At 67.1% G+C, this 26,150-nt stretch carries 25 protein-coding genes and 1 pseudogene; 10 read left to right on the forward strand and 16 right to left on the reverse strand.

Annotated features, from left to right (window positions below):
* Positions 1 to 164: 164 nt before the first annotated feature.
* From ALI144C_RS43520 to ALI144C_RS43530, 3 genes are all read right to left on the reverse strand, one after another.
* Positions 165 to 2,204 (reverse strand): PhoX family protein, encoded by a 2,040-nt coding sequence (locus ALI144C_RS43520; RefSeq protein WP_076993129.1) that lies wholly within the window; start codon positions 2,202 to 2,204, stop codon positions 165 to 167.
* Positions 2,205 to 2,295: 91 nt separating this feature from the next.
* Positions 2,296 to 3,084, reverse strand: coding sequence for a hypothetical protein (locus tag ALI144C_RS43525; protein WP_076993130.1), 789 nt, complete (start codon positions 3,082 to 3,084; stop codon positions 2,296 to 2,298).
* Complete coding sequence (locus tag ALI144C_RS43530) at positions 3,084 to 3,557, reverse strand: RNA polymerase sigma factor (protein ID WP_237774600.1); 474 nt, start codon at positions 3,555 to 3,557, stop codon at positions 3,084 to 3,086. The genes ALI144C_RS43525 and ALI144C_RS43530 overlap by 1 nt, the downstream gene beginning before the upstream one ends.
* A 148-nt stretch (positions 3,558 to 3,705) precedes the next feature.
* On the opposite strand from ALI144C_RS43530, the gene ALI144C_RS43535 reads away from it, so the two are divergent.
* From ALI144C_RS43535 to ALI144C_RS43545, 3 genes are read left to right on the forward strand one after another with little or no spacing between them, the layout of a single operon-like run.
* A complete protein-coding gene (locus ALI144C_RS43535; protein ID WP_076993132.1) occupies positions 3,706 to 4,596 on the forward strand; it encodes a DNA-processing protein DprA in 891 nt (296 codons plus the stop codon).
* Entirely contained in the window at positions 4,593 to 5,345 is a 753-nt protein-coding gene (locus ALI144C_RS43540; RefSeq protein WP_083753909.1) for a ComF family protein, read from the forward strand. Before ALI144C_RS43535 ends, ALI144C_RS43540 begins: the two co-directional genes overlap by 4 nt.
* An 18-nt stretch (positions 5,346 to 5,363) precedes the next feature.
* Positions 5,364 to 6,023 (forward strand): SDR family oxidoreductase, encoded by a 660-nt coding sequence (locus tag ALI144C_RS43545; RefSeq protein ID WP_076993133.1) that lies wholly within the window; start codon positions 5,364 to 5,366, stop codon positions 6,021 to 6,023.
* Here the strand turns inward: ALI144C_RS43545 and ALI144C_RS43550 are convergent.
* The 9 genes and pseudogenes from ALI144C_RS43550 to ALI144C_RS43595 form a co-directional block, all read right to left on the reverse strand.
* Positions 5,995 to 7,305 (reverse strand): amidohydrolase family protein, encoded by a 1,311-nt coding sequence (locus tag ALI144C_RS43550; RefSeq protein WP_076993134.1) that lies wholly within the window; start codon positions 7,303 to 7,305, stop codon positions 5,995 to 5,997. The genes ALI144C_RS43545 and ALI144C_RS43550 overlap by 29 nt on opposite strands.
* A 9-nt stretch (positions 7,306 to 7,314) precedes the next feature.
* Positions 7,315 to 8,261, reverse strand: a pseudogene (locus ALI144C_RS59265) (nitric oxide synthase oxygenase).
* Positions 8,262 to 8,293: 32 nt separating this feature from the next.
* Positions 8,294 to 8,971 carry a tRNA (guanosine(46)-N7)-methyltransferase TrmB gene (gene trmB / locus ALI144C_RS43565; protein ID WP_441297610.1) on the reverse strand — a complete coding sequence of 226 codons (678 nt, stop codon included), beginning with the start codon at positions 8,969 to 8,971 and terminating at the stop codon, positions 8,294 to 8,296.
* Positions 8,972 to 9,038: 67 nt separating this feature from the next.
* Entirely contained in the window at positions 9,039 to 9,548 is a 510-nt protein-coding gene (locus tag ALI144C_RS43570; protein WP_237774639.1) for a hypothetical protein, read from the reverse strand.
* 370 nt (positions 9,549 to 9,918) lie between these two features.
* Entirely contained in the window at positions 9,919 to 10,677 is a 759-nt protein-coding gene (locus ALI144C_RS43575) for an ABC transporter permease (protein ID WP_076993139.1), read from the reverse strand.
* Complete coding sequence (locus tag ALI144C_RS43580; protein ID WP_076993140.1) at positions 10,674 to 11,612, reverse strand: ABC transporter ATP-binding protein; 939 nt, start codon at positions 11,610 to 11,612, stop codon at positions 10,674 to 10,676. The genes ALI144C_RS43575 and ALI144C_RS43580 overlap by 4 nt, the downstream gene beginning before the upstream one ends.
* Before the next feature lie 233 nt (positions 11,613 to 11,845).
* A complete protein-coding gene (locus ALI144C_RS43585; RefSeq protein WP_076993141.1) occupies positions 11,846 to 12,502 on the reverse strand; it encodes a response regulator in 657 nt (218 codons plus the stop codon).
* A gap of 5 nt (positions 12,503 to 12,507) precedes the next feature.
* Positions 12,508 to 13,677, reverse strand: a complete 1,170-nt coding sequence (locus tag ALI144C_RS43590; RefSeq protein WP_076993706.1) for a sensor histidine kinase — start codon at positions 13,675 to 13,677, stop codon at positions 12,508 to 12,510.
* 97 nt (positions 13,678 to 13,774) lie between these two features.
* Positions 13,775 to 14,242 carry a hypothetical protein gene (locus ALI144C_RS43595; protein WP_076993142.1) on the reverse strand — a complete coding sequence of 156 codons (468 nt, stop codon included), beginning with the start codon at positions 14,240 to 14,242 and terminating at the stop codon, positions 13,775 to 13,777.
* Positions 14,243 to 14,301: 59 nt separating this feature from the next.
* On the opposite strand from ALI144C_RS43595, the gene ALI144C_RS43600 reads away from it, so the two are divergent.
* From ALI144C_RS43600 to ALI144C_RS43615, 4 genes are all read left to right on the forward strand, one after another.
* Entirely contained in the window at positions 14,302 to 15,879 is a 1,578-nt protein-coding gene (locus tag ALI144C_RS43600) for a dynamin family protein (protein WP_168211520.1), read from the forward strand.
* A 120-nt stretch (positions 15,880 to 15,999) separates the two neighbouring features.
* Positions 16,000 to 16,359, forward strand: a complete 360-nt coding sequence (locus ALI144C_RS43605; RefSeq protein ID WP_076993707.1) for a nucleotide exchange factor GrpE — start codon at positions 16,000 to 16,002, stop codon at positions 16,357 to 16,359.
* Positions 16,356 to 18,230, forward strand: a complete 1,875-nt coding sequence (locus tag ALI144C_RS43610; protein WP_076993144.1) for a dynamin family protein — start codon at positions 16,356 to 16,358, stop codon at positions 18,228 to 18,230. The genes ALI144C_RS43605 and ALI144C_RS43610 overlap by 4 nt, the downstream gene beginning before the upstream one ends.
* A 146-nt stretch (positions 18,231 to 18,376) precedes the next feature.
* Positions 18,377 to 18,925: a hypothetical protein gene (locus ALI144C_RS43615; RefSeq protein ID WP_076993145.1), complete on the forward strand. Its 549-nt coding sequence runs from the start codon at positions 18,377 to 18,379 to the stop codon at positions 18,923 to 18,925.
* Between the two features lie 127 nt (positions 18,926 to 19,052).
* Here the strand turns inward: ALI144C_RS43615 and ALI144C_RS43620 are convergent, their stop codons facing one another.
* Positions 19,053 to 20,867, reverse strand: coding sequence for a phosphoenolpyruvate carboxykinase (GTP) (locus ALI144C_RS43620; protein ID WP_076993146.1), 1,815 nt, complete (start codon positions 20,865 to 20,867; stop codon positions 19,053 to 19,055).
* 629 nt (positions 20,868 to 21,496) lie between these two features.
* Positions 21,497 to 22,147 carry a DUF6802 family protein gene (locus tag ALI144C_RS43625; protein ID WP_076993147.1) on the reverse strand — a complete coding sequence of 217 codons (651 nt, stop codon included), beginning with the start codon at positions 22,145 to 22,147 and terminating at the stop codon, positions 21,497 to 21,499.
* Between the two features lie 317 nt (positions 22,148 to 22,464).
* Here ALI144C_RS43625 and ALI144C_RS56055 point away from each other — a divergent pair, with 317 nt between their 5' ends.
* Positions 22,465 to 22,635: a hypothetical protein gene (locus ALI144C_RS56055; protein ID WP_168211502.1), complete on the forward strand. Its 171-nt coding sequence runs from the start codon at positions 22,465 to 22,467 to the stop codon at positions 22,633 to 22,635.
* Here the strand turns inward: ALI144C_RS56055 and ALI144C_RS43630 are convergent.
* On the reverse strand, positions 22,609 to 23,451 hold the full coding sequence (locus ALI144C_RS43630) for a septum formation family protein (protein WP_083753911.1): 843 nt from the start codon (positions 23,449 to 23,451) through the stop codon (positions 22,609 to 22,611). The two genes, ALI144C_RS56055 and ALI144C_RS43630, sit on opposite strands and share 27 nt — an antisense overlap.
* 175 nt (positions 23,452 to 23,626) lie before the next feature.
* Between ALI144C_RS43630 and ALI144C_RS43635 the strand changes: the two genes are divergently transcribed.
* Together ALI144C_RS43635 and mctP are read left to right on the forward strand one after the other, a co-directional pair.
* Entirely contained in the window at positions 23,627 to 23,902 is a 276-nt protein-coding gene (locus ALI144C_RS43635; RefSeq protein ID WP_076993149.1) for a DUF3311 domain-containing protein, read from the forward strand.
* The gene (gene mctP / locus ALI144C_RS43640) at positions 23,899 to 25,545 is read left to right on the forward strand and encodes a monocarboxylate uptake permease MctP (protein WP_076993150.1); all 1,647 of its coding nucleotides are present in this window, start codon (positions 23,899 to 23,901) and stop codon (positions 25,543 to 25,545) included. The genes ALI144C_RS43635 and mctP overlap by 4 nt, the downstream gene beginning before the upstream one ends.
* Positions 25,546 to 25,604: 59 nt before the next feature.
* On the opposite strand, the gene ALI144C_RS43645 is transcribed toward mctP, so the two are convergent.
* Positions 25,605 to 26,111 (reverse strand): hypothetical protein, encoded by a 507-nt coding sequence (locus ALI144C_RS43645; RefSeq protein WP_143231215.1) that lies wholly within the window; start codon positions 26,109 to 26,111, stop codon positions 25,605 to 25,607.
* Positions 26,112 to 26,150: the final 39 nt, after the last annotated feature.

The following is a 26,150-nucleotide window of genomic DNA, read 5'->3' on the forward strand; positions in this document are numbered from 1 at the left end:
GGCGGCCATGCTCGGGGCGTGAGGACACGCGAAGCCTCCCGTACGAGGGTCAGTCCGGAACGGCTGAAACGTAAGCTCGAGAAGGGGTGATCAGCCGAAATCCAGGTGAACGCGGAGCGAACAGCTGACGCCATCGCACGGGAGAATCGCCTGGTTACCGCACGTTATGACCCGATCTTGTCCGGTCCGTGCCGTCCCGGCTTCCACACCGCGACGACCGACGGCCGCGGCTGGCTGTCCCCGCCGTCCGGCCAGTGCGACACGGGCTTGTCCGCGCTCGCGCCGTCGAGCTCACCGGGGTGCTGCACGCAGACCGTGACCAGCCGCTCCTGCACGATCGGCCCGCACGTCTCCGCGCCCCTGGGCACCGTGAGGAACAGCTTGAGGTTGCCGCGCTGCGGGCCTTCGGTCGGCACCGCGTACAGGCCGTCGTTGATCCCCAGCGCGCCTGCCGAGTCCGAGGAGATCCAGAGGTTGCCGTACTGGTCGAACGCGACGTTGTCCGGACTGGAGATCGGGCTGACCTGGTCCTTCGGGAAACCGGCGAAGTACGTGCCCGGGTCCTTCGGATCACCGCACACCAGGAACAGCCACCAGTCGAACCGCAGTGCCAACGGGTCGTGCTCAGTCAGCTCAAGGACGTGGCCGTGCTTGTTGTTGTTGCGCGGATTCGGCTCGGTCGCGCTTTCCTTGCCGGGCAACACACCCCGGTCGACGTTGTTGGACAACGCCACGTAGACCTTGCCTGTCTTCGGGCTGGCCTGCACGTCCTCCGGGCGGTCCATTTTCGTCGCACCGGCCTTGTCGGCGGCCAGCCGCGTGAAGACGTAGACCTCCTCGGCGGTCATGCCCGGCACGAACGAGCGAGTGCCACTGGCCAACGGGATCCACTCGCCGGTGCCGTCGAACCTCCTGTCGGACGGGAGTTTCCCGGTTCCGTCGATCTCGCTCGCCGGGCTGTCCCCGGTGAACCTGCCGACGTACAACGTGCCCTCGTCGAGCAGGGTCATGTTGTAACGACGCGCGGCACGGCTGTTGCCCTTGCGCATCTTGTTCTTGGACACGAACTTGTACAGGTACTCGAAGCGCTCGTCGTCGCCGGAGTACGCGACCACACGCCCGTCACGCGCCACACGGATGTTGGCGCACTCGTGCTTGAAACGGCCGAGCGCGGTGTGCTTGACGGGCATGGACTCCGGGTCGTTCGGGTCGAGTTCGATGACGTACCCGAAGCGGTTGACCTCGTTGGGCTCCTGCAGCATGTCGAACCGCTTGTCGAACCGTTCCCACTTGCGGGTGGTCGCACCGGTCGCGACGCCGTAGCGCGCCGCCCGTGACTTGACCGGCTCGGCGGTCTGGCCCGCGTTGGCCCAGTACCCGTTGAAGTTCTCCTCACCGGACAGGATCGTCCCCCACGGCGTGACGCCGCCCGCGCAGTTGTTCAACGTGCCGAGTGCGAGCGTGCCGCTCGGGTCGGCGGACGTCTTCAGCAGGTCGCTGCCCGCGGCGGGCCCGGTGATCCGGAACGGCGTCGTCATCGTGATGCGCCGGTTGTGGCGGCCGATCACCGGCTTCAGCCTGCCCGACCCCCGGACCTGCTCGACCTCGACGACCGACAGGCCGTGCGCCGCCCACGCGATCCTGGCCTGTTCCTCGGTCGGGTTGGCGGCCGAGTAGCCCTTGAACATGAAGCTCTCGGACGTGTACTCGTGGTTGGTGACCAGCAGCTGGTTGCGGCCGGGCCCCGGCAGCAGCGCCGCGAAGTCGTTGTTGAAGCCGAACTGCATGGCCTGCGCGGCGGCGGTCTGCCTGTCGAAGTCGAACGCCGGGGCGCCCGGCAGCACCGGGTCGCCCCACCTGATGACGATCGCCTGCTCGTAGCCGTCGGGCACGACCACGGCGTCCTTCGTGTTCGGCTGGACGCGCTCGAAGTTCATCCCGGGGATCCCCCGGTCCTGGTCTTCGTCGGCCGCGGCTGTGCCGCTGAGCCCGGCCACACCGCTCGTGGCGAACGCGACCACGGCACCCGCCTTGAGCGCCGACCGCCGGGAGATCACGTCGGTGACGATGTCGCCGAGGTAGTCGTTCGCCGAGGGGTTCGGCGCCGGGTGCGAGCAGGCGTCGCCGCAGCGGTACGCACAGGTCACCGCCGCCCGGCTACCGCCGTTGAGCAGGGGCAATGGGATGCGTGGTGGTGAGGTCAAAGCTCCTCCAGTCCGCTCGGGAGGAGATCGACACTAAGCCGCGGCGGTCGGAAAGTGAACGACCGAACGTCGCCTTGTGTTCACCTCGCGTTCATGTACCGCTGTAGAAGATCTCGTCGGCATCGTTGTACAGCGAGTACGCCGACGGCGGCCTGGCCGAGTTCATGTAGGCGCCGAAGAGCACCACGTCTTGGCCGAACTGCTTGGTCGTGGCCGGGAGCAGGTCGTTGTCCTCGACTCGGCGCAGCATCATCTTGTGAGCCGGGCGGCTCATCACGTACACCCAGACACCCTTGGTGCCGTCACCGAGAAACTTGTCCGGCACCTGCCTGCGGCCCCAGTCGTACTTGCCGTTCTTCGGCTGGCTGACCGGTGTGCAGTCGGGTTCACCGAAGGTCAGCTGGTCCGGTCCGTTGATCACGCCGCCGTCCGGCGTCTGAGCCAGGCACATGAGTCGCTCACCGCGCCTCGTCTGGATCACGTATGCCCACGTGATCAGGAACTTCTTGTCGGCAAGCTGCTTGGTCATGAGGCTCGCCGGCTGGATCACGACGGTTTCGCCGTCACGCGGTACGTACTTGGCTCCCCACCCGCTGTCCGGCAGCGGCTGCCCGGAGGTCGTCCTGCCCGCCGGGCCGGTGGTCTCCGGCAGAGCGCCCGGCTGGACCGGGGCGGTCGCCTGTTGGATGACCATGATCGGGACGGCGATCAGAACCGCCGCCGCTGCCGCCACGATGGCCGTGACCGCAGGGCGAAACCGCTGCTTGCGGCTTTTCAGGGCGAGCCTGCGTTGGTGTTCGTCCCATGCGCTGTGGCTCGGCGGCACCTCCTCGGCCATCGAGGTGAGTGTCGAGCGCAGCCGTTGCTCCAGCTCGTCCATCACCAGTCCTCCAGGTGCTTGCGCAGATTGGTCATCGCGTGCGACGTGGTCGCCTTGACCGTGCCGACCGCGACACCCAGCGTCTCGGCGATCGCGGCCTGATCGAGATCCAGCCAGTAGCGCAACACGAGTACCTCGCGTTGCCGCCGGGAGAGTTTGCCGAGTGCCTCCCTGATTCGTTTGTGCTCCTGCCGCGCCATGGCGTGCGTTTCGGCGGACAGCTCGTCCAGCATCACATCCGGTGGTGTGCGTCGCACAACACGCAGATGCCTGAGCCTCGAGCGGCTCAGATTCACCACCATCGCCCGCAGGTACGGCAACGCCTTGCTGTCGTCGTACAACGTGTCCCAGCGGTGATGCAGCCGGACGAACGCCTCCTGCGCGATGTTCTCCGGGTCGTCCGCACCGAGCAGGTACGCGAGTCGCTTCATCGCCTCGAAGGACTCGTCGAACAACGTCGAGAAAGCAGCCATCGGGTCCATTCTGGACGGTCCGATGTCAGAGCTCGCAGCAGCCACCGCTTCCACAACCACTACACGTCCCAGCCGACGTTCGGGTTTAGTGGCAAGATACGGACCGACCCGGGACCGCTGATGAACGTGTGTTCGATAGGATGTCGGTGTGGCTGATCGTCGCGAGCAGGCGGCCCTGCTGCTGGCGTTGCGAACCAGCGAGCTGGCATGGCCCAAGATTTCTCGTAGGGTCGAGGAATCCGGCTCCGCGCTGGAGCTGCTCGAGGAACTGACCGCGCCGACGGCGCCCACGCTCGACTATCGACCACTCGATCTCGACGCCGCGATCGTCGCGATCGAGGACGAGATAGAGCAGTGGTCCGCCGAAGGTATGGCTCTGGTCACTCTGCTCGACGAGAGCTATCCCACACAGCTGCTGATGGTTCACCAGCGACCGCCGTTTTTGACGTTCCGCGGGTTGCCTGAGCCGTCCGAGATGAACGCCGTCGCTGTTGTCGGTAGCCGCGCGGCCAGCCCGGCCGGTGTCCAGCGCGCCCGAAATGTCGCGACCCTCTTGGCGAATCACGGCACGACCGTGGTGAGCGGTCTGGCCGCGGGCATTGACGCCGCAGCACACCGTGCGGCGTTGGATGCCGGTTCGCGGACAGTCGCGGTCGTGGGAACTGGCCTGCGACACTGTTACCCAGCCGAGAACCGCGATCTGCAGAAGCAGATCACCCGCACCGGTGCGGTGATATCGCAGTTCTGGCCGGACACGGGACCAGCGAAACACCAGTTCCCCATGCGCAACGCAGTGATGAGCGGGCTCACTGCGGCAACCGTGATCGTCGAGGCCGGTGAGCACAGCGGAACGCGAACGCAGGCCCGCATTGCCTTGGAACACGGCAGGCACGTCTTCCTGATGCGGGAGACACTGACCAACGACTGGGCCCGAGCGATCGCGGACCGCCCCAACACCACTGTGCTGGAAGGCCCGAACCAGCTGATCGAAGTCCTGGACGATCTGCTCGCCGAGGTGCCCGACCTGATTGCCGGATGAGCCCGCTGTCGCGGACGTTGGAGAGCTACCGCAACGTGCTGGTAGCTGTTCCACCGACAGGGACCGGTGTCTGCCAGGTCTGCTGGCGTGACACCAAGAACTACCTGCATTGCTGGCGATGCCACGAGCACCACCAGGAGCACGCGCATTTGCTGGCCGACCTCGTGGTTCCGATCGCGCTCGCCGAACAATCGAAGCAGTTCGCACACGAACTCCGTCAATATAAGGACGGCCGGGACGACATTCGGCGAAGGTTGTACATCGGCCTCACGGCGGTACTCGCCGAATTCCTGCGCCTGCACGAGCGGTGTCTCGCGGTAGCAGCCGGCGTGGAGGTCTTCGAGCGGGTCACCTATGTACCCAGCACGAGAAGTCGTCAGCCTCATCCGTTGGTGAGGATGCTTGATGAAGCCATCCTCCAGACCAAGAGCCGGTTTGTGCAGGTCCTGGAGCCAAGGAAAGGTACTTCAGCTGATCGAGTTGTGGTGGCTGACCGGTTTTCCGTGCGCCAGGACGTTGCTGGGCTGAGCATTCTGCTTGTCGATGATGTCTGGACAACTGGCTCTCGCATGCAATCCGCAAGCGTGGCTCTGAAGAACGCCGGTGCGGCCAAGGTCGTCGGACTGGTACTTGGCCGATGGTTCGATGACGACTACCCACCTGCGAGGGCGTACCTGCGGAACGCTAAAGCGGAGCCGTTCGATTGGGGCCGCTGTTGCCTTGGCCGGTCCGGACTCGGCAGGTGCTGATCTCTTAGGGTTAAGGGCGTGAAGAGAGCTCTGGTGACGGGTGCGTCCGGCGGGATCGGGGCGGCGATCGCCCGGCTGTTGGCGCCGACGCACGAGGTGTGGCTGGGCGGCCGCACGATCCCCGAGGACCTGCCGGGCCGGCCCTGGCCACTGGACCTGCGGGATTTCGACGCGTTCGAGGAGCGCACCGCCGAGATCGGCGACCTCGACGTGCTCGTGCACAGCGCGGCCATGAGCGACCTGGGGCCGGTGGCGACCACGTCGCTGCAGACCTGGCGTGACACGTTCGAGTTGAACGTCTTCGCTGTGGCGGAGCTCACCAGGGTGCTGCTGCCCAAGCTCCGGGCGGCCAAGGGGCACGTGGTGCTGATCAACTCCGGCGCCGGGATCCGGATCAACGCAACGTGGGGGTCCTACGGCGCCAGCAAGTTCGCGTTGCGGGCGTACGCCGACGCACTCAGGGCCGAGGAGCCTGACCTGCGTGTGACCTCGGTCTTCCCTGGTCGGACGGCCACCGAGATGCAGCGCAAGGTGCGCGCGACCGAGGGCGGCGCGTACGAGCCGGAGAACTACCTCAAGCCCGAGTCGGTCGCCACGGCGGTGCTCAACGCCATCAACGCGACCGACGACGCGCACCCGACCGAAGTGATCATCCGCCAGCGAGCAACCGCTGGCTGACGGCGCCGGCCAGGGCCTGTGCCTCGGCCCGGTCCACCCGTGTCGTCTCGAAGTCCTCGACCACCTTGTCGCCCGCGACCCACACGTCCTCGACCTGACGCGCACCCGCCGCCCACACCACATTGGACAGCAGTTGCGCGTCGGGCACGTCGACACCGGCCGAGAACGCGGGCGCGTCGGTGCTGATGTGCACGAGGTCCGCCCAGCGCCCCTGTTCGATCGCGCCGATGTCGTCGCGGCCGATCGCGGCCGCGCCGTGCCGGGTCGCCATCAGCAGCACGTCCGGCGCGATCAGCGCTGAGGCGTCCATGGTGGACAGGCGGCTGAGCAACGCGGCCAGCCGCACCTCCTCCCACAGGTCCAGGTCGTCGTTGCTGGCGGGGCCGTCCGTGCCGATGCCCACTGTCACACCGGCTTCGCGCAGGTCGCGCACCCGCGCGATGCCGGATGCCAGCTTGGCGTTCGAGCCGGGGCAGTGCGCGACCGCGACCCCGTGCCTCGCGAAGATCGAGATGTCCTCGTCGGACAGGTGGACGCAGTGCGCGGCAATCACCCGGCCGCCGTAGAAACCCAACGATTCCAACAACTTCGGTACCGAACCGTGCTCGGCGCGCTGCACCGAGTCCTCAAGCGCCGCTTCGGCGACGTGGATGTGCATCAAGGCGCCACGGTCGTGCGCCGCGGCCGCGACCTCGGTCAGGATCTCCGGCGGCAGCGTGTACGCCGAGTGCGGGCCGTACCCGATCTCGATCCGGTCACCCGGCCCGAACCGCAGGCCCTCGACGTCGATCAGCCTGCTCACGTCGTCGATCAGCGACCGCAGCTTGAAGCCGGGCGCGTCGATGATCCCGCCGGTCAGCACCGCCCTGCCCCCGGTCCGCAGCACCACCTCGGCGAGTTTGTCCAGGTTGAAGTACATCTCGACACTGGTGGTCACCCCGGCGCGGAGCATCTCGACCGACCCGAGGAGCATCCCCGCGGCCATGTCCGACGCGCTCAGTTGCGCCTCGGCAGGCCAGATGACTTCATGCAGCCAGCGCAGCAGCGGCAGGTCGCCGCCCATCCCGCGCAACACCGTCATCGGGGTGTGCGCGTGCGTGTTCACCAGTCCCGGCATCAGGATTCCGGAAAGCTGGGTGACCGGTTCGTCGCCGGGCGCGTCGGCGAGCGGGCCGACGTACCCGATGCGGCCGTCGTCCTCGATGTCCACAACGGCATCGCGCAGCACAGAACAACCCGGGTCGCATGGCAGGACGATCGGAGCACGCAAACGCTGACGCATGCGGAAACGCTATCCCAGAAAACGGGGTGCGTGCTCCTCCGGTTCGCGCCTGGCAGGGCGCGCGTCCCGCGGTGCGATGCTCACACCCGCTGATCGGAACGAATGCAGCACCGCCCGGTCGAGTTCGAGCGCGGCGCGTTCTCGCCACAGCGAATCGTCGGTCGACGTGTCCAGGCCGAGGTGTTCGGCGATCACCCGGCCGAATCCGTACGCCCGGTCGTCGCCGAGCGCGTTCGCGCCGATCGCGGACGACGTGTGGATCCCGTTGAACACCACCGGGTACTCCAGACCGCCGATCGACAACAGCTGCGACCGCGCGCCGACCGCGTGCCAGCGCAGTCCCAGATCGACGAACCAGCCGAGCTCGGGGTGCTCCAGCGGAACCTCCCGTACGACATCCCGCGGCAACCCGAACAACCGAACGCCTACGCGATCGTCGCGCACGACGAGCGGCAACAGGTCGAAGGCGCTGCGCGCGGTCGGCGAACGCCAGCCCATCTTGCGCACTGTCTCGGTGAACGCGACATGCTGCGGTCGCCCATCACCTGACCGTGTTGGGCGTATCCCGCGTACCGGATCAGGTGTTCGTTGATCAGCCTCGGGCTGTCCGGCGCGAAGATGGTCACAGTGGGCCGGATCCGGCCTTTGCTCGCAGCGAACCGCAGGTGTTGCACGCACCCGGTCGCGACCTCGGTCGCGGTCGCCGCCAGGCGCAGGTCACGCACCAGCAGACCGCGCCACGGGATCCCGTCCGTGTAGACATCGCTGTCGCGCAAGGCGATCCGCGCGCCGTACGCCAGCTCCGCACGAGTGTGTTCGTACGTCCCGGTTTCCGCGATCTGTGCGCGGACTTCGCCGAGCCTCGTCCGCACGTTCCCGGCACGCGGACGCGCGCGGTGGTAGCGGTGCAGGAACTCGTCGGCGGCGACCAACTCGGTGGATAACAGGGCAGTCACCCACTGCTTATCGGCCGAATGCAGCAGTGGGCTCAACTACCTGGTCGGGTGTTGCCGCGGCCGGGCGAACTACGGAGTGTGTGCCTTTCGAAGATCAGGTCGCGGATCTCCCGGCCTTCGGTGTGCGCGCGTGACTCGAACTTGGTCACCGGCCGCCATTCCGGCCGCGGTGCCCAGCCGGAGTACACATTGCGCAGTGCCGTCTCGGCCGAACACACCTCGAGCATGTGCTCGGCGTAGTGCTCCCAGTCGGTCGCCATGTGGAACCGGCCGCCGGGGGCGAGCCGCGACGCCACCAGCGACACGAAGTCCGGCTGGACGATTCGGCGCTTGTGGTGCCGTTTCTTGGGCCACGGGTCCGGGAAGTACAGCCGAACCTCGGACAATGTGCCGGGTTCGATGTGGTCGGTGAGCAGGATGACGGCGTCACCGCGCAGCAGCCGCAGGTTGTGCACGTCCAGGTCGGCCGCGCGCATCATCAGTTGCGCCAAGCCCGCTTGGTACACCTCGACCGCGAGGTAGTTCACCTCCGGCGCCGCGGCGGCCAGTTTGGACGTCGTCTCGCCCATCCCCGACCCGATCTCCAGCACGACGGGCGCGGACCGGCCGAACCACGAGCCGGTGTCCAACGGCCCGGCAGGCAGGCCGGAGACGTCCTGGCCCCACCGTGGCCAATAGCGTTCCCAAGCCCGTTCCTGGCCGACCGTCATCCGCCCGCCGCGCTGGACATAGCTGACGACTGTGCGCCTGTGTACCTGTTGCTCCACCCGCAAGAAGCTAGAACACCGTCTCCCACCGGGCGAGATTGGACCGCAGATCGCCCATTCCCTTCACGGCGAGCGGCGTCGGCGACTGCGCGGTGGTCAGGTGCACGGGGTGGATGTCCAGCCAGCCGTCGTGCCGGTGGGTGAACACCAGCGTCGTCGGCACGGCCGGTCCGGTGACGCGGCGCTCGGAAGGCATGTACTCCCAATAGCCGCTGTCGCCGTCGCTGTACCACGGCACGAAAACCCACCCGGGACGGGCGTCGAGCAATTTGCCGACCCGGTCCTCCAGAAGGAAACCTTCCGCCCGCGAGCTCAGTTCGCCTGCTGCCAACGCCTTCAGCCACCACGGCGCGGCGAGCTGCCTGTCGACCTTGGACGCCGACGTGTACAAGGCGAGCACCTGGTCCTCGGGTGCGCGGTGGATCCACGCGCGGCGCGTCTCGGCCGGTCTGGTCGCTCCCGCGATCGACGCCAACGCGGTGTGCGGCTCGATGGCCTGCGACCATTCGAGCTCGATCATCGGCTCGACTCGTAGTTCACGGCGTGCCCTTGGCACGACCGGCTCCTGTGGTTCGGTAGGAGCGCTTACATCAGTGACCGTCAACGTCCACCTCCGATGGTTCGTGACGGGGTCAACATCGATCTGAGCGCTAGTCGAACACCGTTGTCCGCGAACTGTGCAAGGACTCACAGCCTCTTTACGTGGTCTTAACCAGACCGCATGCGCTAGATCGCTTCGTTACATCCTTGCAAGCGCGTGCGGTGATCGCAACCGTCCGTGACCAGACCAACAGAGGAACCCGGGCCACCCCCCGACAGGTGACCCGGGCTCTCATTCCCCCGTTGGCCCCGGCAGATCCCCCGATTGACCTGCCAGGTGGTTCTTTCGTTCAGGCGTCGCGCCTCTTGGCGACCACGATGGCGATCACCAGCATGACGACGGAGAAGCCCGCGAAGTAGGCGAGCGCGGCCCACGGCGGGAGGGTGCTGGTCGACGAACCGGGACCCTGGAAGTCGACCGCTCTTTCCGGGTTGCCGGTCAGGAACCGGTAGGCGACGTTGAACGGCAACCACTTGTGGATGTCGGCGCCGACGCTCGGGATGAGCTGGACCAGGTTCTCGGCGACCAGCGAGTACGCCAGCAGGATCGAGACGGCACCAGCGGTCTGCCTGATCAGGATGCCGACGGACACCGCGACCACCGCGGCGAAGAGCGTCACCAGGCCGGTGCCCGCGATCTGGCGCCAGTCGGCCTCGCTGTTGAGCGCCATGTCGGCGTTCGGCTGGATCAGCGAAGCGATGCCCAGCGACCCGAAGGCCGCGACCAGACCGAGCACGCCCGCGGTGAACGCGACCACGATCGTCTTGGCCAGCAGGGCGGACGTCCGGCTCGGCACGGCCTGGAACGTCGTCTTGATGGTGTTGAAGCGGTACTCGGTGGTCACCGACAGCGTGGCGAGCACGAGGATCACGGCGAGCGCGAAGCTGAACCCGAACTGGGAGACCGGGACCGACACCTGACCAGGGTTGCTGGCCGACGCGCTGACCAGTCCGGCGAAACCGACCATCAGCCCGAGTGCCAGTGCCATGCACCACCACGGCGAGCGCGTGGAGAAGAGCTTGATTCGTTCGACAGCGAGCAGGGTCATCGGTTCACATCCACCATCTGGTCAACGGATTCGGCAAGTTCGGTGCGGTACTCGACGGAGTCGCCGGTCAGCTGCATGAACGCCTCTTCCAGCGATCCGCGCTGCGGGCTGAGCTCGTGCAGCACGACCTGGTTGGCCGCGGCGATCTCCCCGATCTGCGCGGCGTCCACACCGGACACGATCAACGCGTCGGCGTCGTCGCGCATGGCCGCGTTGGTTCCGGCGAGCGCGTCACGCAGCTTGCTCACCTGCGGGCTGCGCACCTTGACGGTGTTCTCCGTCGCGGCGTGGATGAAGTCCTCAGTGGAGCGCTGCGCGATCAGCCGTCCGCGCCCGATCACCACGAGTTCCTGCGCGGTCAGCGACATCTCCGACAGCAGGTGGCTGGAGACCAGCACGGTCCTGCCCTCGTCGGCCAGCCGGTGCATGAACTTGCGGATCCAGAGGATGCCCTCCGGGTCGAGGCCGTTGACCGGCTCGTCGAACAGCAGGATGCCCGGGTCGCCGAGCAGCGCGCCCGCGATGCCGAGCCGCTGTGACATGCCGAGCGAGAAACCACCCGCGCGCTTCTTGGCCACGGCGGTCAGGCCCACGAGGTCGAGCACCTCGTCCACCCGGCGGGTGGGGATCTTGTTGGACACGGCCATCCAGCGCAAGTGCGCGTAAGCCGACCTGTTCGGGTGCACCCACTTGGCGTCCAGCAGTGCGCCGATCTGGCGCAGCGGGTGGTGCAACTCGCGGTAGTGCTTGCCGTCGATCAGCGCGACACCCGCTGTCGGGTTGTCCAGGCCGAGCATCATCCGCATGGTGGTGGACTTGCCCGCACCGTTCGGTCCGAGGAAGCCGGTGACCCGGCCGGGCTGAACCGTGAACGACAGATCGTTGACCGCGAGGGTCTTCCCATACCGCTTGGTGAGGCCCCGTGCCTCGATCATGGTCGCTCCTTCTTCGGTGGTTCCCGCCTCGACGGGTCAAATAGTGTCGCGCCCGGGTGTCCGACCGCGTCCTCCCAGAGTCCGGAGTCGCCTCCTCCGGTGGTCGGAACTCGGGGTCGACCCGTAGTCGTAGCGTGGCGGACAATCTGTCCACCCGCGATCCGGGACATCCCCCACTTGTCCCGGGGGTGCCAGGTCAGGGTCGGCACGACACCCGTTCCCCCAGGGGGTTCTCAGGCCTCACCTGGGCGGACGAGGCCGGTCTCATACGCCAGCACGACAGCCTGCACGCGGTCGCGTAGCTCCAACTTGGCGAGCACGCGGCCGACGTGCGTCTTCACCGTCGCCTCCGACAGGAACAACTTCCGGGCGATCTCGGTGTTCGACAACCCCTGCGCCATCAGCACGAGCACCTCGCGCTCACGGTCGGTCAACGCGTCCAGCACCGAGGCGTCCCGCAGTTGCCCACCCGAGGCGCCGAGGAAACGGTCGAGCAGGCGCCGGGTGACGCTGGGCGAGACCACGGCGTCGCCGCTCGCGACCGACCGCAGCGCCGCGACCAGGTGATCCGGTGGTGTGTCCTTGAGCATGAAACCACTGGCGCCGTTGCGCAGCGCGGCGAGCGCGTACTCGTCCAGGTCGAAGGTCGTCATCACGAGGACCTTCGCCGTGCCGGCCTCGGTGATCAGTTTGGTCGCCTCGACACCGTCGAGGACGGGCATGCGCACGTCCATCAGCACCACGTCCGGCCGCAGCCGCGCCGCCAGTTTCACGGCCGCGTCGCCGTCCCCCGCCTCGCCGACGATCTCCATGTCCGGCTGTGCGCCGAGCACCATCCTGAAGCCGACGCGCATCAGCTCCTGGTCGTCGACCAACACCACTTTGATCATGTTCTCTAGGTTCCCTGGATTGGTAGTACCGCGTGGACGTGCCACCCGCCGCCCGGCCTCGGCCCGGCCTGGAGGCTGCCGCCGAAGACGTTCGCCCGCTCGCGCATCCCGATCAGGCCGTTGCCACCGGAGATCGACACCAGCTCGTGCGGCGTGCCGAAACCATCGTCGGTGATGTCCAGTTCGACGTTGTCACCGACCCGTGCGACACGCACGACCGCGGACGCCCCCGCGCCCGCGTGCTTCAACGTGTTCGTCAGTGCTTCCTGCACGATGCGGTAGATGCCCAGACCGATGCCCGCGGGCAGCCCGTCCAGCTCGCCCTTGAGCTTCAGCCGCACAGGCAAGCCGACGAGGCGGACGCGTTCGGCGAGGTCGTTGAGCGAGTTCGTGCCCGGCTGCGGGGTGCGTTCGTCGCCGCCGCCTTCCTCGGCGCGCAGCACGCCGAGCAACCGGCGCAGTTCGGTGAGGGCTTCACGGCCGGTCGACGAGATCGTCTTGATCGCACGCTCGGCCAGCTCGGGATTGGTGTGCACGGCGTACGTCGCGCCGTCGGCCTGCACGACCATGACGCTGACCGCGTGCGCCACGACGTCGTGCAGTTCACGGGCGATGCGGGCGCGTTCCTCGGCGACGGCGATCTTGGCCTGGTGGTCGCGTTCTGTCTCCAGCAGACGCAGGCGCTGCTCCACCTCGGCCTGGTAGGCGCGGCGGGCGCCGACGAACTCGCCGAGCGTCCAGCAGAACGCCAGCAGGACGAAGATCGAGACCCCGGCGATCCACCACTGGTCGTTGATCCGCGGTTTGACCAGCCAGACGGCCCACAACACGGTCCCGATCGTGATCCAGACCGCGTAGATCGACGCCTGTCGGCGGCCGACGTAGACGACCATCGTGTACAGCGCGATCCCGACCGCGATGTTCGCGGGCCGGAGCACGGTCGGCTCGTCGGCCAGTGCATCGGTGATCAGCTGCACGTACCCGGTGAGCAGGATCAGGTAGCACGCCACCATCGGACGGCGCCTGCGCAGCACGAGCGGGCCGATCATGCCGACATCGACCAGCAGGTACAGCCACAGCGGCTGCGGTGGGCGGTCGCTGACGAAGATCAACGACTCGAACAGCGCCAGGAAGAAGGCCAACAGGGAGTCGCCGAACGTCGGATGCTTCCGCATCCACAGGCTCAGCCGTCGCACACGAGCAGCCTAAGCCGACTCAGCCCCCGGCGCGTCGAGCCGGAGGCTGAGTCGGGTCGGACCAGAGGTTGACGTTCTACGGTGCGAGGTACGGCGGCGGGGGGTTGGTCGGCGACTTCGGGGTGATCGTGGACGTCGGCGTCGTGTCGACGCTGGGCTCCGGCGGCTGCTCAGCGCGCAGCGGCGAGTGCGGGTGCGTCATCTCCTCGGCCAGTTGTTCCTGGATCTGGTGCTCCTTGATCCGGGCGAGGATCGCGATGGTCACCCCGTGCGCCGCGGCCAGCAGCAGCAGGACGATGCCGAGCCGGATGATCACACCTTCGGCCTGGTTCTCCCCGACATCGACGGTCGAGACAAGCATCAGCAGACCGAGCACCACGAGGTGGAACAGCACGGTGACCAAGCGCGCCATGGACGTGCCCGCACCGGAATCGCCATAGGAACGCTCGAGGTACTTCCGTCCGCTCCGATAGATGATCTGCCCGTCGATGGCCACGAGGATGACACCTATCACGATGAAGGCGATGTAGCTGTTCGTGTCCATGGCAGGTGGATACCCCTTAATGCCGGGTTTGCAACCGTGCGTCGCCTGGACGTGGCACGATTTCTCGCGTGACTACGGCGACCGATCAACAACAGCACCTGGCAGGCCCCCTGTCGGCCGCGGTCGCGCAGCTGTGTGTCCGGCTGCAGTCGCAGGTCACTGCCCGTACGGCCGCCGGGTTCCGCGAGGTCCTGCGCAGGCTGTCCGCGCCGCTGCAGGTCGCCGTCGCCGGTCGGATCAAGTCGGGCAAGTCGACGCTCGTCAACGCGCTGATCGGTCGCCGGGTCGCGCCGACCGACGTCGGCGAGTGCACCCGACTGGTGACCAGGTTCCAGTACGGCACGGTCGACCGGGTCGAAGTGATCTTCAACGACGGCCGCAAGCAGGTGTTGCCGTTCGACGCGAGCGGCATGATCCCCAACACCCTCGACCTGGACTTCGACCAGGTGTCGCACATCGAGGCGTACCTGACCAACGCCGTGCTGCGCGACCTGACGGTCATCGACACGCCGGGTCTCGGCTCGCTGGACGCCGCGTCGGTGGCCCGGACCGAGCAGCTGCTCGGCGCGGCCAAGCCTGCCGACGCCACACCGGACGACGAGGAATCCAGCGACGACCTGGACGACACGTCCCGCAACGCGGTAGCGGGCGCCGAAGCCGTGCTCTACGTCGTCACCCAGGGTGTACGAGCCGACGACCAGCAAGCGCTTGCGGCGTTCACCGCGGCGACCGCCAGCCGTGAAGCCGGACCGGTGAACGCGATCGCGGTGCTGAACAAGGCGGACACGATCGCGCCGGAGTCCGTGACCGGCTCGGACGGCGACGTCTGGAAGGCAGCGTCGCTGCTGGCCGAGAAGCAGGCGCTCACCCTCAAGCCGAGGGTCGCCGACGTGCTGCCGGTGATCGGGCTGCTCGCCGAGACGGCCGAGTCCGGCGGGTTCACCCAGGCCGACGCGGACGCGCTCAAGCAGCTCGCCCAGCTCGACGAGGTCACCTGGGAGATGCTGCTGGTCTCGGCGGACATGTTCACGTCGTGGGACTGCGACGTGCCCAGCGGCACGCGCCTGCGCCTGCTGGAGAAGCTCGACCTGTTCGGCATCAGCCAGGCTGTCGAAGCAGTGCGGCAGGAACCCGAGCTGACGGCGGGTGCGTTGCGGCGCAAGCTGCTTGACGCGTCAGGTCTGGCTGGCGTGCGCGCCCGGCTGGACGCGGTGTTCCGCGCCCGCGCCGACGGGATCAAAGCCGCCGCCGCGCTGGCTTCCGTGACCGCGCTCGCGCAGGCGTCCGGTGATCTGGGCGAACGGCAGCGCGTGCACGACGCGATCGAGGTGCTGCTGGCCAAGCCGGAAGCACACGCGTTGCGCCTGCTCGAAGCCCTCACGCTGGTCACGTCGGGCGCGGTGTCGATGCCGGACGACCTGGCCGAGGAGGTGCTGCGGGTCGGTGGCAGCGCGGACGTCGGCGAGCAGCTCGGCATGAAAGGCCGTCCGCAGCAGGAGTTGGTCGCGTACGCGCTGGAGCGCGCCGGGTGGTGGCGGTCGTTCGCGTCGTTCGGGGCGACGCCGGCGCAGAGCCGGGTGGCGCACGTGGTGCACCGGGCGTATTTCCTCATCTGGCAGCAGCTTCGGGGCAACTAAAGGTAACTTCGGCGCGACAGTCGTTCTCATCTCGCAGACAGGGTGATCTCGTTGGCTTCCCTATTCCGCCGCACCAAGGCCGACGACGACACCGACACGACCACCGAAGTGAGCGCGGACATGATCGCGGGCATCGACAACCCGGACCAGACCGACCAGCCCGACCAGGCCGAGACGCTCAAGAAGGCGCTCACCGAGCGGGACACGCTGGTGCAGCTCTGCCTGTACGCCCTCGACCGCGCCCGCAGCCCCGGCGTGGTCGAGCGGCTCGAGGAGGGCCTTTCCGGCATCGGGGTGTCGGCGATCCGGCCGGACGGTGACGTGTTCGACCCGGCGCAGCACGAGGCGGGCGGCACCGTACCGACCCAGGACGTCACGATGGACGGCGTGGTCGCGGAGACGGAAGTGGTGGGGTTCGCCGACCGCGGGCGTCTGCTGCGCGCGCCGATCGTGACCGTGTACAAGGTGAAGCAGCCGTGACAGCACCAGCCCAGCCCAGCCTGCCCAAGCAGGTCGCCGCACACCGCGAGCAGATGCTGACCCTGCTGCGTGAGGTCGCACCGGACTCCGCGGCGTGGGTGGAGCAGCTGCGGGCCAGCCGCAGGCGGCAGCCGACCGTTGTCGTCGTCGGCGAGACCAACCGCGGCAAGAGCTCGCTGGTCAACGCCCTGCTCGGGCAGCCGGGACTGTCGCCTGTGGACGCCGACGTGGCGACGGCGACGTACCTGGTGTTCGGGCACGCCGAGCAGTGGGAGGCGCGGGCGTGCTACCCGGGCCACCTCGCCCCGATCCAGGTCGACATCGGCAGCCTGATCAACTGGGTCTCGGCCTCGCACGAGCTGCCGGAAGGACACCTGCCGCCGAGGTACGTCGAGGTGGATGGCCCGGTCGAGCTGCTCGACAAGATCTCCATCGTGGACACCCCCGGTGTCGGCGGGCTCGACTCGGTGCACGGCGAACTCGCGCTCGAGGCCGCGGCCAGCGCGACGGCCCTGCTGTTCGTGGTCGACGCGTCGGCGCCGTTCACCGCCGGCGAGCTGAACTTCCTGCGCAACGTCGGCGACCGCGTCGAGACGGTGCTGTTCGCGTTGTCCAAAGTGGATCAGTTCCGCGGCTGGCGGCAGGTGCTCGAAGCCAACCAGGAGCTGCTGCGCGAGCACGCGCCCCGGTTCGCCGACACGGCGTTTCACCCCGTCTCGGCCCGGATGGCCGAGATGGCGGGCAAAGCACCCAACCAGCAGGCCGCCGACATGCTCAAGGAGAAGTCGGGACTGACCGCCCTCGCGGACGCCTTGCAGGAGCTGGTGATCGGCAAGGCCGCGATGCTGGCGGAAGCCAACACGATGCGGGCGCTGACCACCTCGCTGGACGAGGTCAAGGTCAAACTGGCCGGCGAATCGCGTGCGTTGACCACCGGCGCCGACGAGGTCAAGGCGCTGAAGGCACGCAAGGAGGAGCTCGCCGTCCAGCGCAAGTCGGCCACGCGCGGCTGGCAGGTGAAGATGCGCGGTGAGATCCAGCGGGCCCGCATGGAGAACACCCACGAGGTCAGCCGCGAGATGCGCGACATGCAGGCCTGGTTCCGCCAGCAGATCGACGTGGCCGACAAGGACGCGTTGGCGTCGCTGTCCGCCCAGGTCGACGCGGCGCTGCAACTGGTGTCCCGCCGGGTCAGCGCGTCGGTCGGCAGCAGGCTGAACAAGATCGGCGAGAACGTGCTGACCGGACTGTTCTCCCCGGACGAGCTGGCTATCCTGCAAGCGCAGTACGCACGAGCGGGTCAGCCCCCGGTCGTGCTGCGCTCACCGGAGAAGCGACCGGGCACCTCGGAAGACAAGCTCATGGTGATGATGGGCATCTCCGGCGGCGTCGGCCTCGGGAAACTCGCCACCCTGCCGCTGGGGCTGTTCGGCGCGGCGGCGGCCGGAACACTCGGCGTGATCGTCGCCCCGGTGACGATCATCCTCGGCCTCGGCGCGGGCTGGTGGATCTCGAAAACCCGGCGCCACGCCCAGGACAAGCAGCACATGAAGACCTGGCTGACCGACGCGATCGCCGACGCCAGGTCCACACTGGACCAGATGGTGGCCGACCAGCTGATCCAGGCCGAGCAGGAGCTGTCACTGGCACTGGACGACGCCCTCGGCCGCCGCATCACCAGCATCGAGACAGAACTGCGCGAAGTCGACAAAGCCATGCGCCTCGACGCGACCGAGCGCTCCAAACGCCTGCAAGTCGTGAACAAGCAGACGGCCCAGGTCGAATCCGGCATCGAAACCGCCAAAGCCCTCCTGGCCCGCATCCGCACGACGAAGGTCAAGGTAGCCACCCCCGCCGCCAGCCCAGCCTGACCCGAAACCGGAGGCTGGACACTGCCCGAGCACGGGCACAGGAACTTCGGCGAGATCGGACTGCTGTCAAAGGCGACGTTCCAGGCACCTTTGGCTCACTTTCCTTGGCATCCTGGGACGCTGCGGCGCCCGCCGACGAGTCCTATGTGGATCTGGTGCGCGCGACGTCGCAGCAACTGATCAGGCTGGATAGCCAGTGGGGCGGGATCGATGTCGCCGGTCTGGCCAACCGGGCCTTCAGTGTTGTGCGGCAGCGGATCAACACCGGTGGATACTCCACACGGGTGGAACGTGATCTCCATGCCGCCGGAGCGGAACTCGCCGAGGTGGCTGGGTGGATCGCCTTCGACGCCGAGCGGCAGCCGCTGGCCACAGAACTGAACCATGAGGCTCTGTATCTCGCCCGACTAGCTGGCGATCGAGACATCTCGCTTCTGACACTGTTGAACGCGAGCCTGCAAGCTTGGTATCTCCGACACGAGCGCCTGTCCATCGCGACCGCGCAAGCAGTGATCGATGACGGTTGGATCACTCCTCGAATCCACGCCATGGCACTTGTCCGTCAAGCGCGGGCGCATTCCCGCGCAGGCCACCGCGCGGATGCGCTTCGTGCATTCGATCAGGCAAGATCGTTGCACCTCGATGGCGTGTCCGGGCAGCATCCATCGGCTCAGCCCGCGCTGTCACCTTGCTGAGGAAGACCGCTGGAGCACTCGACCGAGCCGCCGCGCCCGTCACACTCCGCGACACGGTCCATCACATCATTGCCCACCGATGAAAACGGCCCCGAGGATGAATCCTCGGGGCCGTCACCGCACCTGGCTACGCTGACAGGCGCTGCTTGAGGGCTTCCAGTTCGTCACGCAGCGACGTCGGAAGCTTCTCGCCCATCTTGTCGAACCACTCCTCGATCAGCGGGATCTCCGCGAGCCACTCCTCGCGGTCGACCTTCAGCACGGCCTCGAGGTCTTCGGCCGGGGCGTCGAGGCCTTCGGTGTCCAGGTCGGCCACCGTGGGCACCCAGCCGATCGGGGTCTCGTGCGCGGCGGCCTTGCCCTCGATGCGCTCGATCGCCCACTTGAGCACGCGCGAGTTCTCGCCGAATCCCGGCCACAGGAACTGCTTCTCCGCGCCGCGGCGGAACCAGTTCACGTAGAAGATCTTCGGCAGCTTGTCCGCGTCCGCGCGCTTGCCCGTGGCGATCCAGTGTGCGAAGTAGTCCGCGGCGTTGTAGCCGATGAACGGCAGCATCGCCATCGGGTCCCGTCGCACGACTCCGACCTTGCCCTTGGCGGCGGCCGTCGTCTCGCTCGACAGCGTCGCGCCCATGAAGGTGCCGTGGTTCCAGTCACGCGACTCGGTCACCAGCGGGATGGTGTCCTTGCGGCGGCCGCCGAAGAAGATCGCCGAGATCGGCACACCCTTCGGGTCGTCCCACTCCGGCGCCAGGATCGGGCACTGCGACATCGGCGTGCAGTAGCGCGAGTTCGGGTGGCTCGACGGCTCGTCCGAGTCCGGCGTCCAGTCCTGCTTCTTCCACGAGGTGAGGTGCGCGGGCGGCTCGCCCATGCCCTCCCACCAGATGTCGCCGTTGTCGGTCAGCGCCACGTTCGTGAAGACCGTGTTGCCGCGCTCGATCGTGCGCATCGCGTTCGGGTTGGTGTGCCAGTCCGTTCCGGGGGCCACACCGAAGAACCCGGCCTCCGGGTTGACCGCGTAGAGGCGACCGTCCTCACCGAACCTCATCCACGCGATGTCGTCACCCAGCGTCTCGACCTTCCAGCCGGGGATGGTCGGCTCCAGCATCGCCAGGTTCGTCTTGCCGCAGGCGCTGGGGAACGCCGCGGCGATGTAGTAGACCTTGTTCTCCGGCGAGATCAGCTTGAGGATCAGCATGTGCTCGGCCAGCCAGCCCTCGTCCCGGCCGATCACCGACGCGATCCGCAGCGAGTAGCACTTCTTGCCCAGCAGGGCGTTGCCGCCGTAGCCGGAGCCGTAGCTCCAGATCTCCCTGGTCTCCGGGAAGTGGCTGATGTACTTCGTCTCGTTCGCGGGCCAGGGCACGTCCTGCTGACCTTCGGCCAGCGGCGCGCCGACCGAGTGCAGGCACGGCACGAAGTCGGCGTCGTCACCGAACTTGGCCAACGCCTTCGAACCCATGCGCGTCATCACTCGCATGGACACGACGACGTACTCCGAGTCGGTGATCTCCACACCCAGCATGGGCTTGTCCGCCTCAAGCGGCCCCATGCAGAACGGGATCACGTACATCGTGCGACCACGCATGCAGCCCCGGTAGAGCTCGGTCATGGTGGCCTTCATCTCGGCCGGGTCCATCCAGTTGTTCGTCGGCCCCGCGTCCTGCGGGTCGACCGAACATATGAACGTCCGTTCCTCGACCCTGGCGACATCGCCCGGATCCGACGCGGCCCAGAACGAGTTGGGTTTCTGCTTCAGCGCCGTGAACGTTCCTGCGTCGACCAGCTTCGCGGTGAGCCGGTCCCACTCCTCGTCCGAACCATCGGCCCACACCACGCGGTCCGGTGTGGTCAGCTGGGCAACCTCGTGCACCCACTCGAGAAGCCGCTGGTGCGTCGTCGGTGCGGTGTCCAGACCTGGAATGGCCAATGCGGTCATCTCGCCTCGTCTCCTGACTGGGGTTCATAATCCGCGACCGGACGCCGTTGTCTCAAGCGCGGGGACTGCGACGTCCTCACCAATGGCTTCGCCCACCCACCGGAGGAGATGGGCGTGCCGTGAAAAGGGATGCAGCGAGGTTAACCAGGTGACGGCTGGTTAAACGACAGCTGGCGTGTGGGTTGCCTCACCGGACCGATAAGGGAATCGATTCAGCACTCGAATGCGCACGTGGGCTTTCCCACACAACCGCCGATCCCCGGGAAGATTTCCGGGCAGAGTCCGATTTCCTGATCGGTTCAGCGATCGGTTCAGAACCCGAAGGCCGCCACGCCACGCTCCGCAGTCCTTTTGCCCCAGACAGCCAAAAGGACGATGCGCCCGAGGCCACACAAATCCGGCTTTTCCTTGCCACACAAGGAAGCCGCCGATTCGCCCACACACAGTCCCCCACCCGACCCGGGGGGCGTCCCTGCTCCAGTCTACCGGGGATAGCGCTGGTCAAAGGGGTTACCGGTCGGTTGTGGACAACTGGATTCGTCGGTGATCCCACCGGTGCGAATCGAATCCGGACATGCGACCGGCCCCTGCCCGCGAACCGCGGACAGGGGCCGGAGACGGTCGGGCGGTCAGCCCTTCTTGCTGTCGGGGACGTAGTTGCCGCTCGAGTCGACGTGGCCCTTCTCGACCTCGGTCCACTCGTCCTCGCCGGTGTGCTGCGAGATCGTGACGCTGCCGTCGGACTCGATCACCGTCATCTGGTCGGCCTCGCCGTCGCCGTCCCTGTCGGTGAAGCCGATGGTGTCGCCGTCGTCGGTCTTGACGACCGCCGTGTCGTTCTTGCCGTCCTGGTTCATGTCCACTGTGGCCGGACCGGCGCTCTTGTCCTGCGATTCGCCCGGAACGTCCACTTTGATGTCACCGCTGGCCGACGACGACTGGCCCGCGGTGGAACCGGTCGACTGGTGGTCGTCACCGCCACCGCTCTTCGGGTCGACGGGAACCCACTCGCCGGAGGCCTCGTCGTAGCGCGCGGCGCCGGTGACGTTGCCCTGCTCGTCCATCTCCACCGCCACGTCGGCGTCGCCGTCGTTGTCCACGTCGGTGAAAGCGACCTTGCTGCCGTCGTCGCCGGTGATGATCGCGGTGTCGTTGTCACCGTCCTTGTTGAGGTCGTAGTCGGCCTCGACCTCGTACTGCTCACCGTCGACCGTCACGGTCATCTCGTCGCCGTGACCGCTGTTGTTGGTGTGGTCCTGGCTGGAGTCGTCTTCGTACACAGCGGCCCCCTGGGGTGAAGTTGGTCCCGATTACTACGGCAGGTTGGACTCACGATAGGGCCATTCGGTTCCGGTCGCGGCCCGGCCCGCCGAATTGTGGCCTATCCACAGCCGGTGCGACCGATGTGGCCATTGTGACTCGTGGTGCAAGGGCTGGAGCTGGGTATCCACGGATTTGTCCACAGCCTGTGGATAGAACTGTGCACAGCCTGGGGACGAGACCTCGCCGTGACCGCGTCGAAACTCAGTTGTCCCCGGTCGCAGGAAACGAGGACCCTGGTCATGCGTCATACAGAGACGAGGAACACACGAAGGTGGTGTCAGAAGTGGTTGTCGCCGGATTGGCCATGATGGTGCTGGCACTGGCCGCCTTGTTGATGGTCGTCATGACGTCGACGGAGACCGACCAGGAGCCCGCGAACAGCGAACCCGTCGCGCCCGCGCGCGACGGGCTTCGCCCGCTAGCTGGGCAGCGCTCCCTGGCCTAGGTTGCGCAACCGGACTTTCACCGGACGGGTGGCTTCGGCGTAGCAGACCAGGTTGGTGTAACCGCGGGCCCACGATTCGGCGTTGGGCAGTCGCCACGCGGTCGTCACTTCTTTGCTGGCGCCGCCGAGGTATTTCTTCACCAGCGCGGGGCATTTCGCTCCCGCGGTCCGGTTCATCGAATCGTTGCCGGGGATCGCGCCGCCCGGCTTTCCGACGCTGATCACGCCGGGCACCGCCTCGCCGAGGTGTGGCCCGTCGCACGGCCCACGGCGGATCTTGGCGTCGCGGGACGGCGAGGACACCGAACACGTCTGGAACCGGAACAACTCGTTGCCCTGCAACGCGCCTTCGACCGAACCGGTGCGCTTCACCAGGTTCTCGTCCGACCCGACCTCGGCCACCGTGCACAGCAGCCACCGCTCGCCCTTGGCCCACTGCTCCTGGTTCGGCCACAACGGCATGGCCACGAGATTGGTCGCGTCCATGTCCGGTCCGCCCAGGTACTCGGCGATCTTCTCGCGGCACGGCGGGATGGTGAGCGTGGCCGCGGTCGCCTCGTCCGGCATCGACGTCGCGGTGAGCTTGCCGGTGTTGACCACTTCGGCGTCGTGCGGATCGGCGCAGTCGACGACGATCGCGTTGCCGGTGTCCAGGCACTGCCCCGGCTTCGGTGGATTCTCGCCGTACATGTTGGCGGGCACGGTCACGCGCCCCGATGGCGACGTCGCCGGTGGTGCCGACGGGGACGCGGCGGGTTCACAGGCGGTGATGCCGAGTAGGACCGCGCAAGCGGCCAGCCCCCAAGCGATCCGCATGACGTGACCGTACCGGCGCCGGTGCGTTATGTGACTGCCCGAAGTCACGATTCGGCCACTGCTGCGCACTGGCTGGATCAAGCCGGGATCCCGCGACCGGAATGTAATGCATCCGGTGCCGTGTCATGTCTACGATCCGCCCTACGTAATGGCCCGATGCGGGAGTGGGACGTCGATGTCAGAGTCACCTGGGAAGACCGGGTACGGCCTGCGGTGGAACAACTGGAACCTGCTGCTGCTGGTTCCGCTGGCCATGTTGATCACACCACTGATCAACTTCGATGGCCCGCACCTGTTCGGCATGCCGTTCTTCTACTGGTCGCAGTTCGTCTTCGTGGTCGTCGGTGTGATCTGCGTGTGGGTCGTCTACGTCAAGACGAAGGATGAGCCAGTCAGCCACCAGCCCGACCGGTTGAGCGTGGACGACCTGGACGAGGGGACCACCAAGTGAGCAACCTGCAGTGGACCGAGATCATCATCTTCGCGGTCCTCTTCCTTGTCGTGACCGTCCTCGGTTTCGTCGCGGCGCGCTGGCAGGCGGGCAGCACGCTGGACCACCTGGACGAATGGGGGCTCGGCGGCCGCAAGTTCGGCTCGTGGATCACCTGGTTCCTGGTCGGCGGTGACCTCTACACCGCGTACACGTTCGTCGCGGTGCCCGCGCTGGTGTTCGGCGCCGGTGCGCTCGGCTTCTACGCGTTGCCGTACACCGTGATCCTCTATCCGATCGTGTTCCTGCCGTTGCTGCGGATGTGGTCGGTGTCGCGAGTGCATGGATACGTCACGCCCGCCGACTACGTGCGCGGCCGGTACGGCTCCCGCACGCTGGCTCTGCTGATCGCGGTCACCGGGATCGTCGCCACGATGCCGTACATCGCGTTGCAGCTGGTCGGTCTGGAAGCGGTGCTGCGCACCATGGGCTTCAACGGCTCCGGTTTCCTCGGGCACCTGCCGCTGCTGATCGCGTTCGTCGTGCTGGCTGTCTACACCTACCAGTCCGGCCTGCGCGCGCCCGCGCTGATCGCGTTCGTCAAGGACATCCTGATCTACATCGTCATCCTGGTCGCGGTGTTCTACCTGCCGTCCAAGCTGGGTGGGTGGGAGACGATCTTCAACACGGCACAGGCGAAGTTCGATGCGACCAAGGACAACCCGAACGACGGTGTCCTGCTCAGCCCGGCCAACCAGTTGCAGTACGCGACGCTGGCGTTGGGCTCCGCGCTCGCGCTGTTCCTGTACCCGCACTCGTTGACAGGTGCGTTGGCGTCGCGGGGACGTAACGTGATCAAGCGCAACATGGTCGCGCTTCCCGCTTACTCTCTGTTGCTGGGTTTGTTGGCGTTGCTGGGCTTCGTGGCCATCCAGGCGGCGTCGAAGCCGATCGTGAACCAGGCGACCGGGCGGCCGGACACCAACACGATCGTTCCCGTGCTGTTCGACCAGCAGTTCCCGGCGTGGTTCGCCGGTATCGCGTTCGCCGCGATCGGGATCGGCGCGCTCGTGCCCGCCGCGATCATGTCGATCGCCGCGGCGAACCTGTGGACGCGCAACATCTACAAGGAGTACATCAAGAAGGACGCGGACCCGAAGCAGGAAGCCAAGCAGGCCAAGCTGGCGTCGCTGATCGTGAAGTTCGGCGCGGTGCTGTTCATCCTGCTCGTCGACCCGCAGTTCTCCATCGACCTGCAGCTGATCGGCGGCGTGATCATCCTGCAGACGCTGCCCGCGGTGGCGATCTCGTTGTACACGCGGTGGTTCCACCGGTGGGCGCTGGTCGCGGGCTGGGTCGCCGGGATGGTGTGGGGCTTCGCGATGCTCTACGAGATCCCGAACAAAGCTGCGGGCAAGGCGCACTTCGGCGGGTCGGCGCTGCCGCTCGGGCAGCTGAGCCTGTTCGGCTGGCACCCGTTCGCCGGTTCGCTCACCCAGATCTACGTCGGGTTCGTCGCACTGATCGGCAACCTGGTCGTCGCGGTCATCGCGACCTGGATCCTGCGGGCCATGAAGTCGCCCAACGGCATCGACCAGACGCAGAACGAGGACTACCACGCCGACGAGGGCGATCCGCGGCTCAAGGAAGTCGCTGTCCACTGACGACTCGCGAACCGGAGCCGGTCGTCCTGTCCACTGCGGACAGTGCGGCCGGTTTCGCGTTACGAGGCGCGGGTCTGCAGCGCGGAGAGGGCTTTGGCGGCGTAGTCGCGGGCCGGTTTGCACGGCGCGAGGTGCGGGTCCGCCGCTCCCTTCTGGCGGTAGACGATCATCAGGATCTGGTCGTGGGCCACGTCCAGCGCGACGCGGCACGAAGCGATGCCGTCACTGCCCGATCCGTTGGACAGCTGGATCGCGGGGAACTTGTCGATGCCGAGCCAGCGCACGGTGTCGCCGTCGACATCGCCGGAGTAACGGCGTAAACCGCCGTCCACCCTCGGGATGACGTAGATCTCGGCCGTGCCGTTCTCGGCCATCAGGTGGCAGCCGGAGGTGATCCGGTCGGCGCCCAACGTGGCGCACACGTCCTTGTTCCGCAACGAGATGTCGGCGGGTCGTTCCAGTGGCGACATGGGTAAGTCCCACTGACCGTCGGCCATGCCGCACGCCGCGAGTAACCCCGTGGCGAGCACCGCCGAACCAATACCCGTGATGGCGCGACCAGGCACGCCGACCTCCCTCGAAACAGCGGAAATTCCCAGGTGACC

The sequence above is a fragment of the Actinosynnema sp. ALI-1.44 genome (assembly GCF_001984155.1).
In the GTDB taxonomy this organism is placed as follows: Bacteria; Actinomycetota; Actinomycetes; order Mycobacteriales; family Pseudonocardiaceae; genus Kibdelosporangium.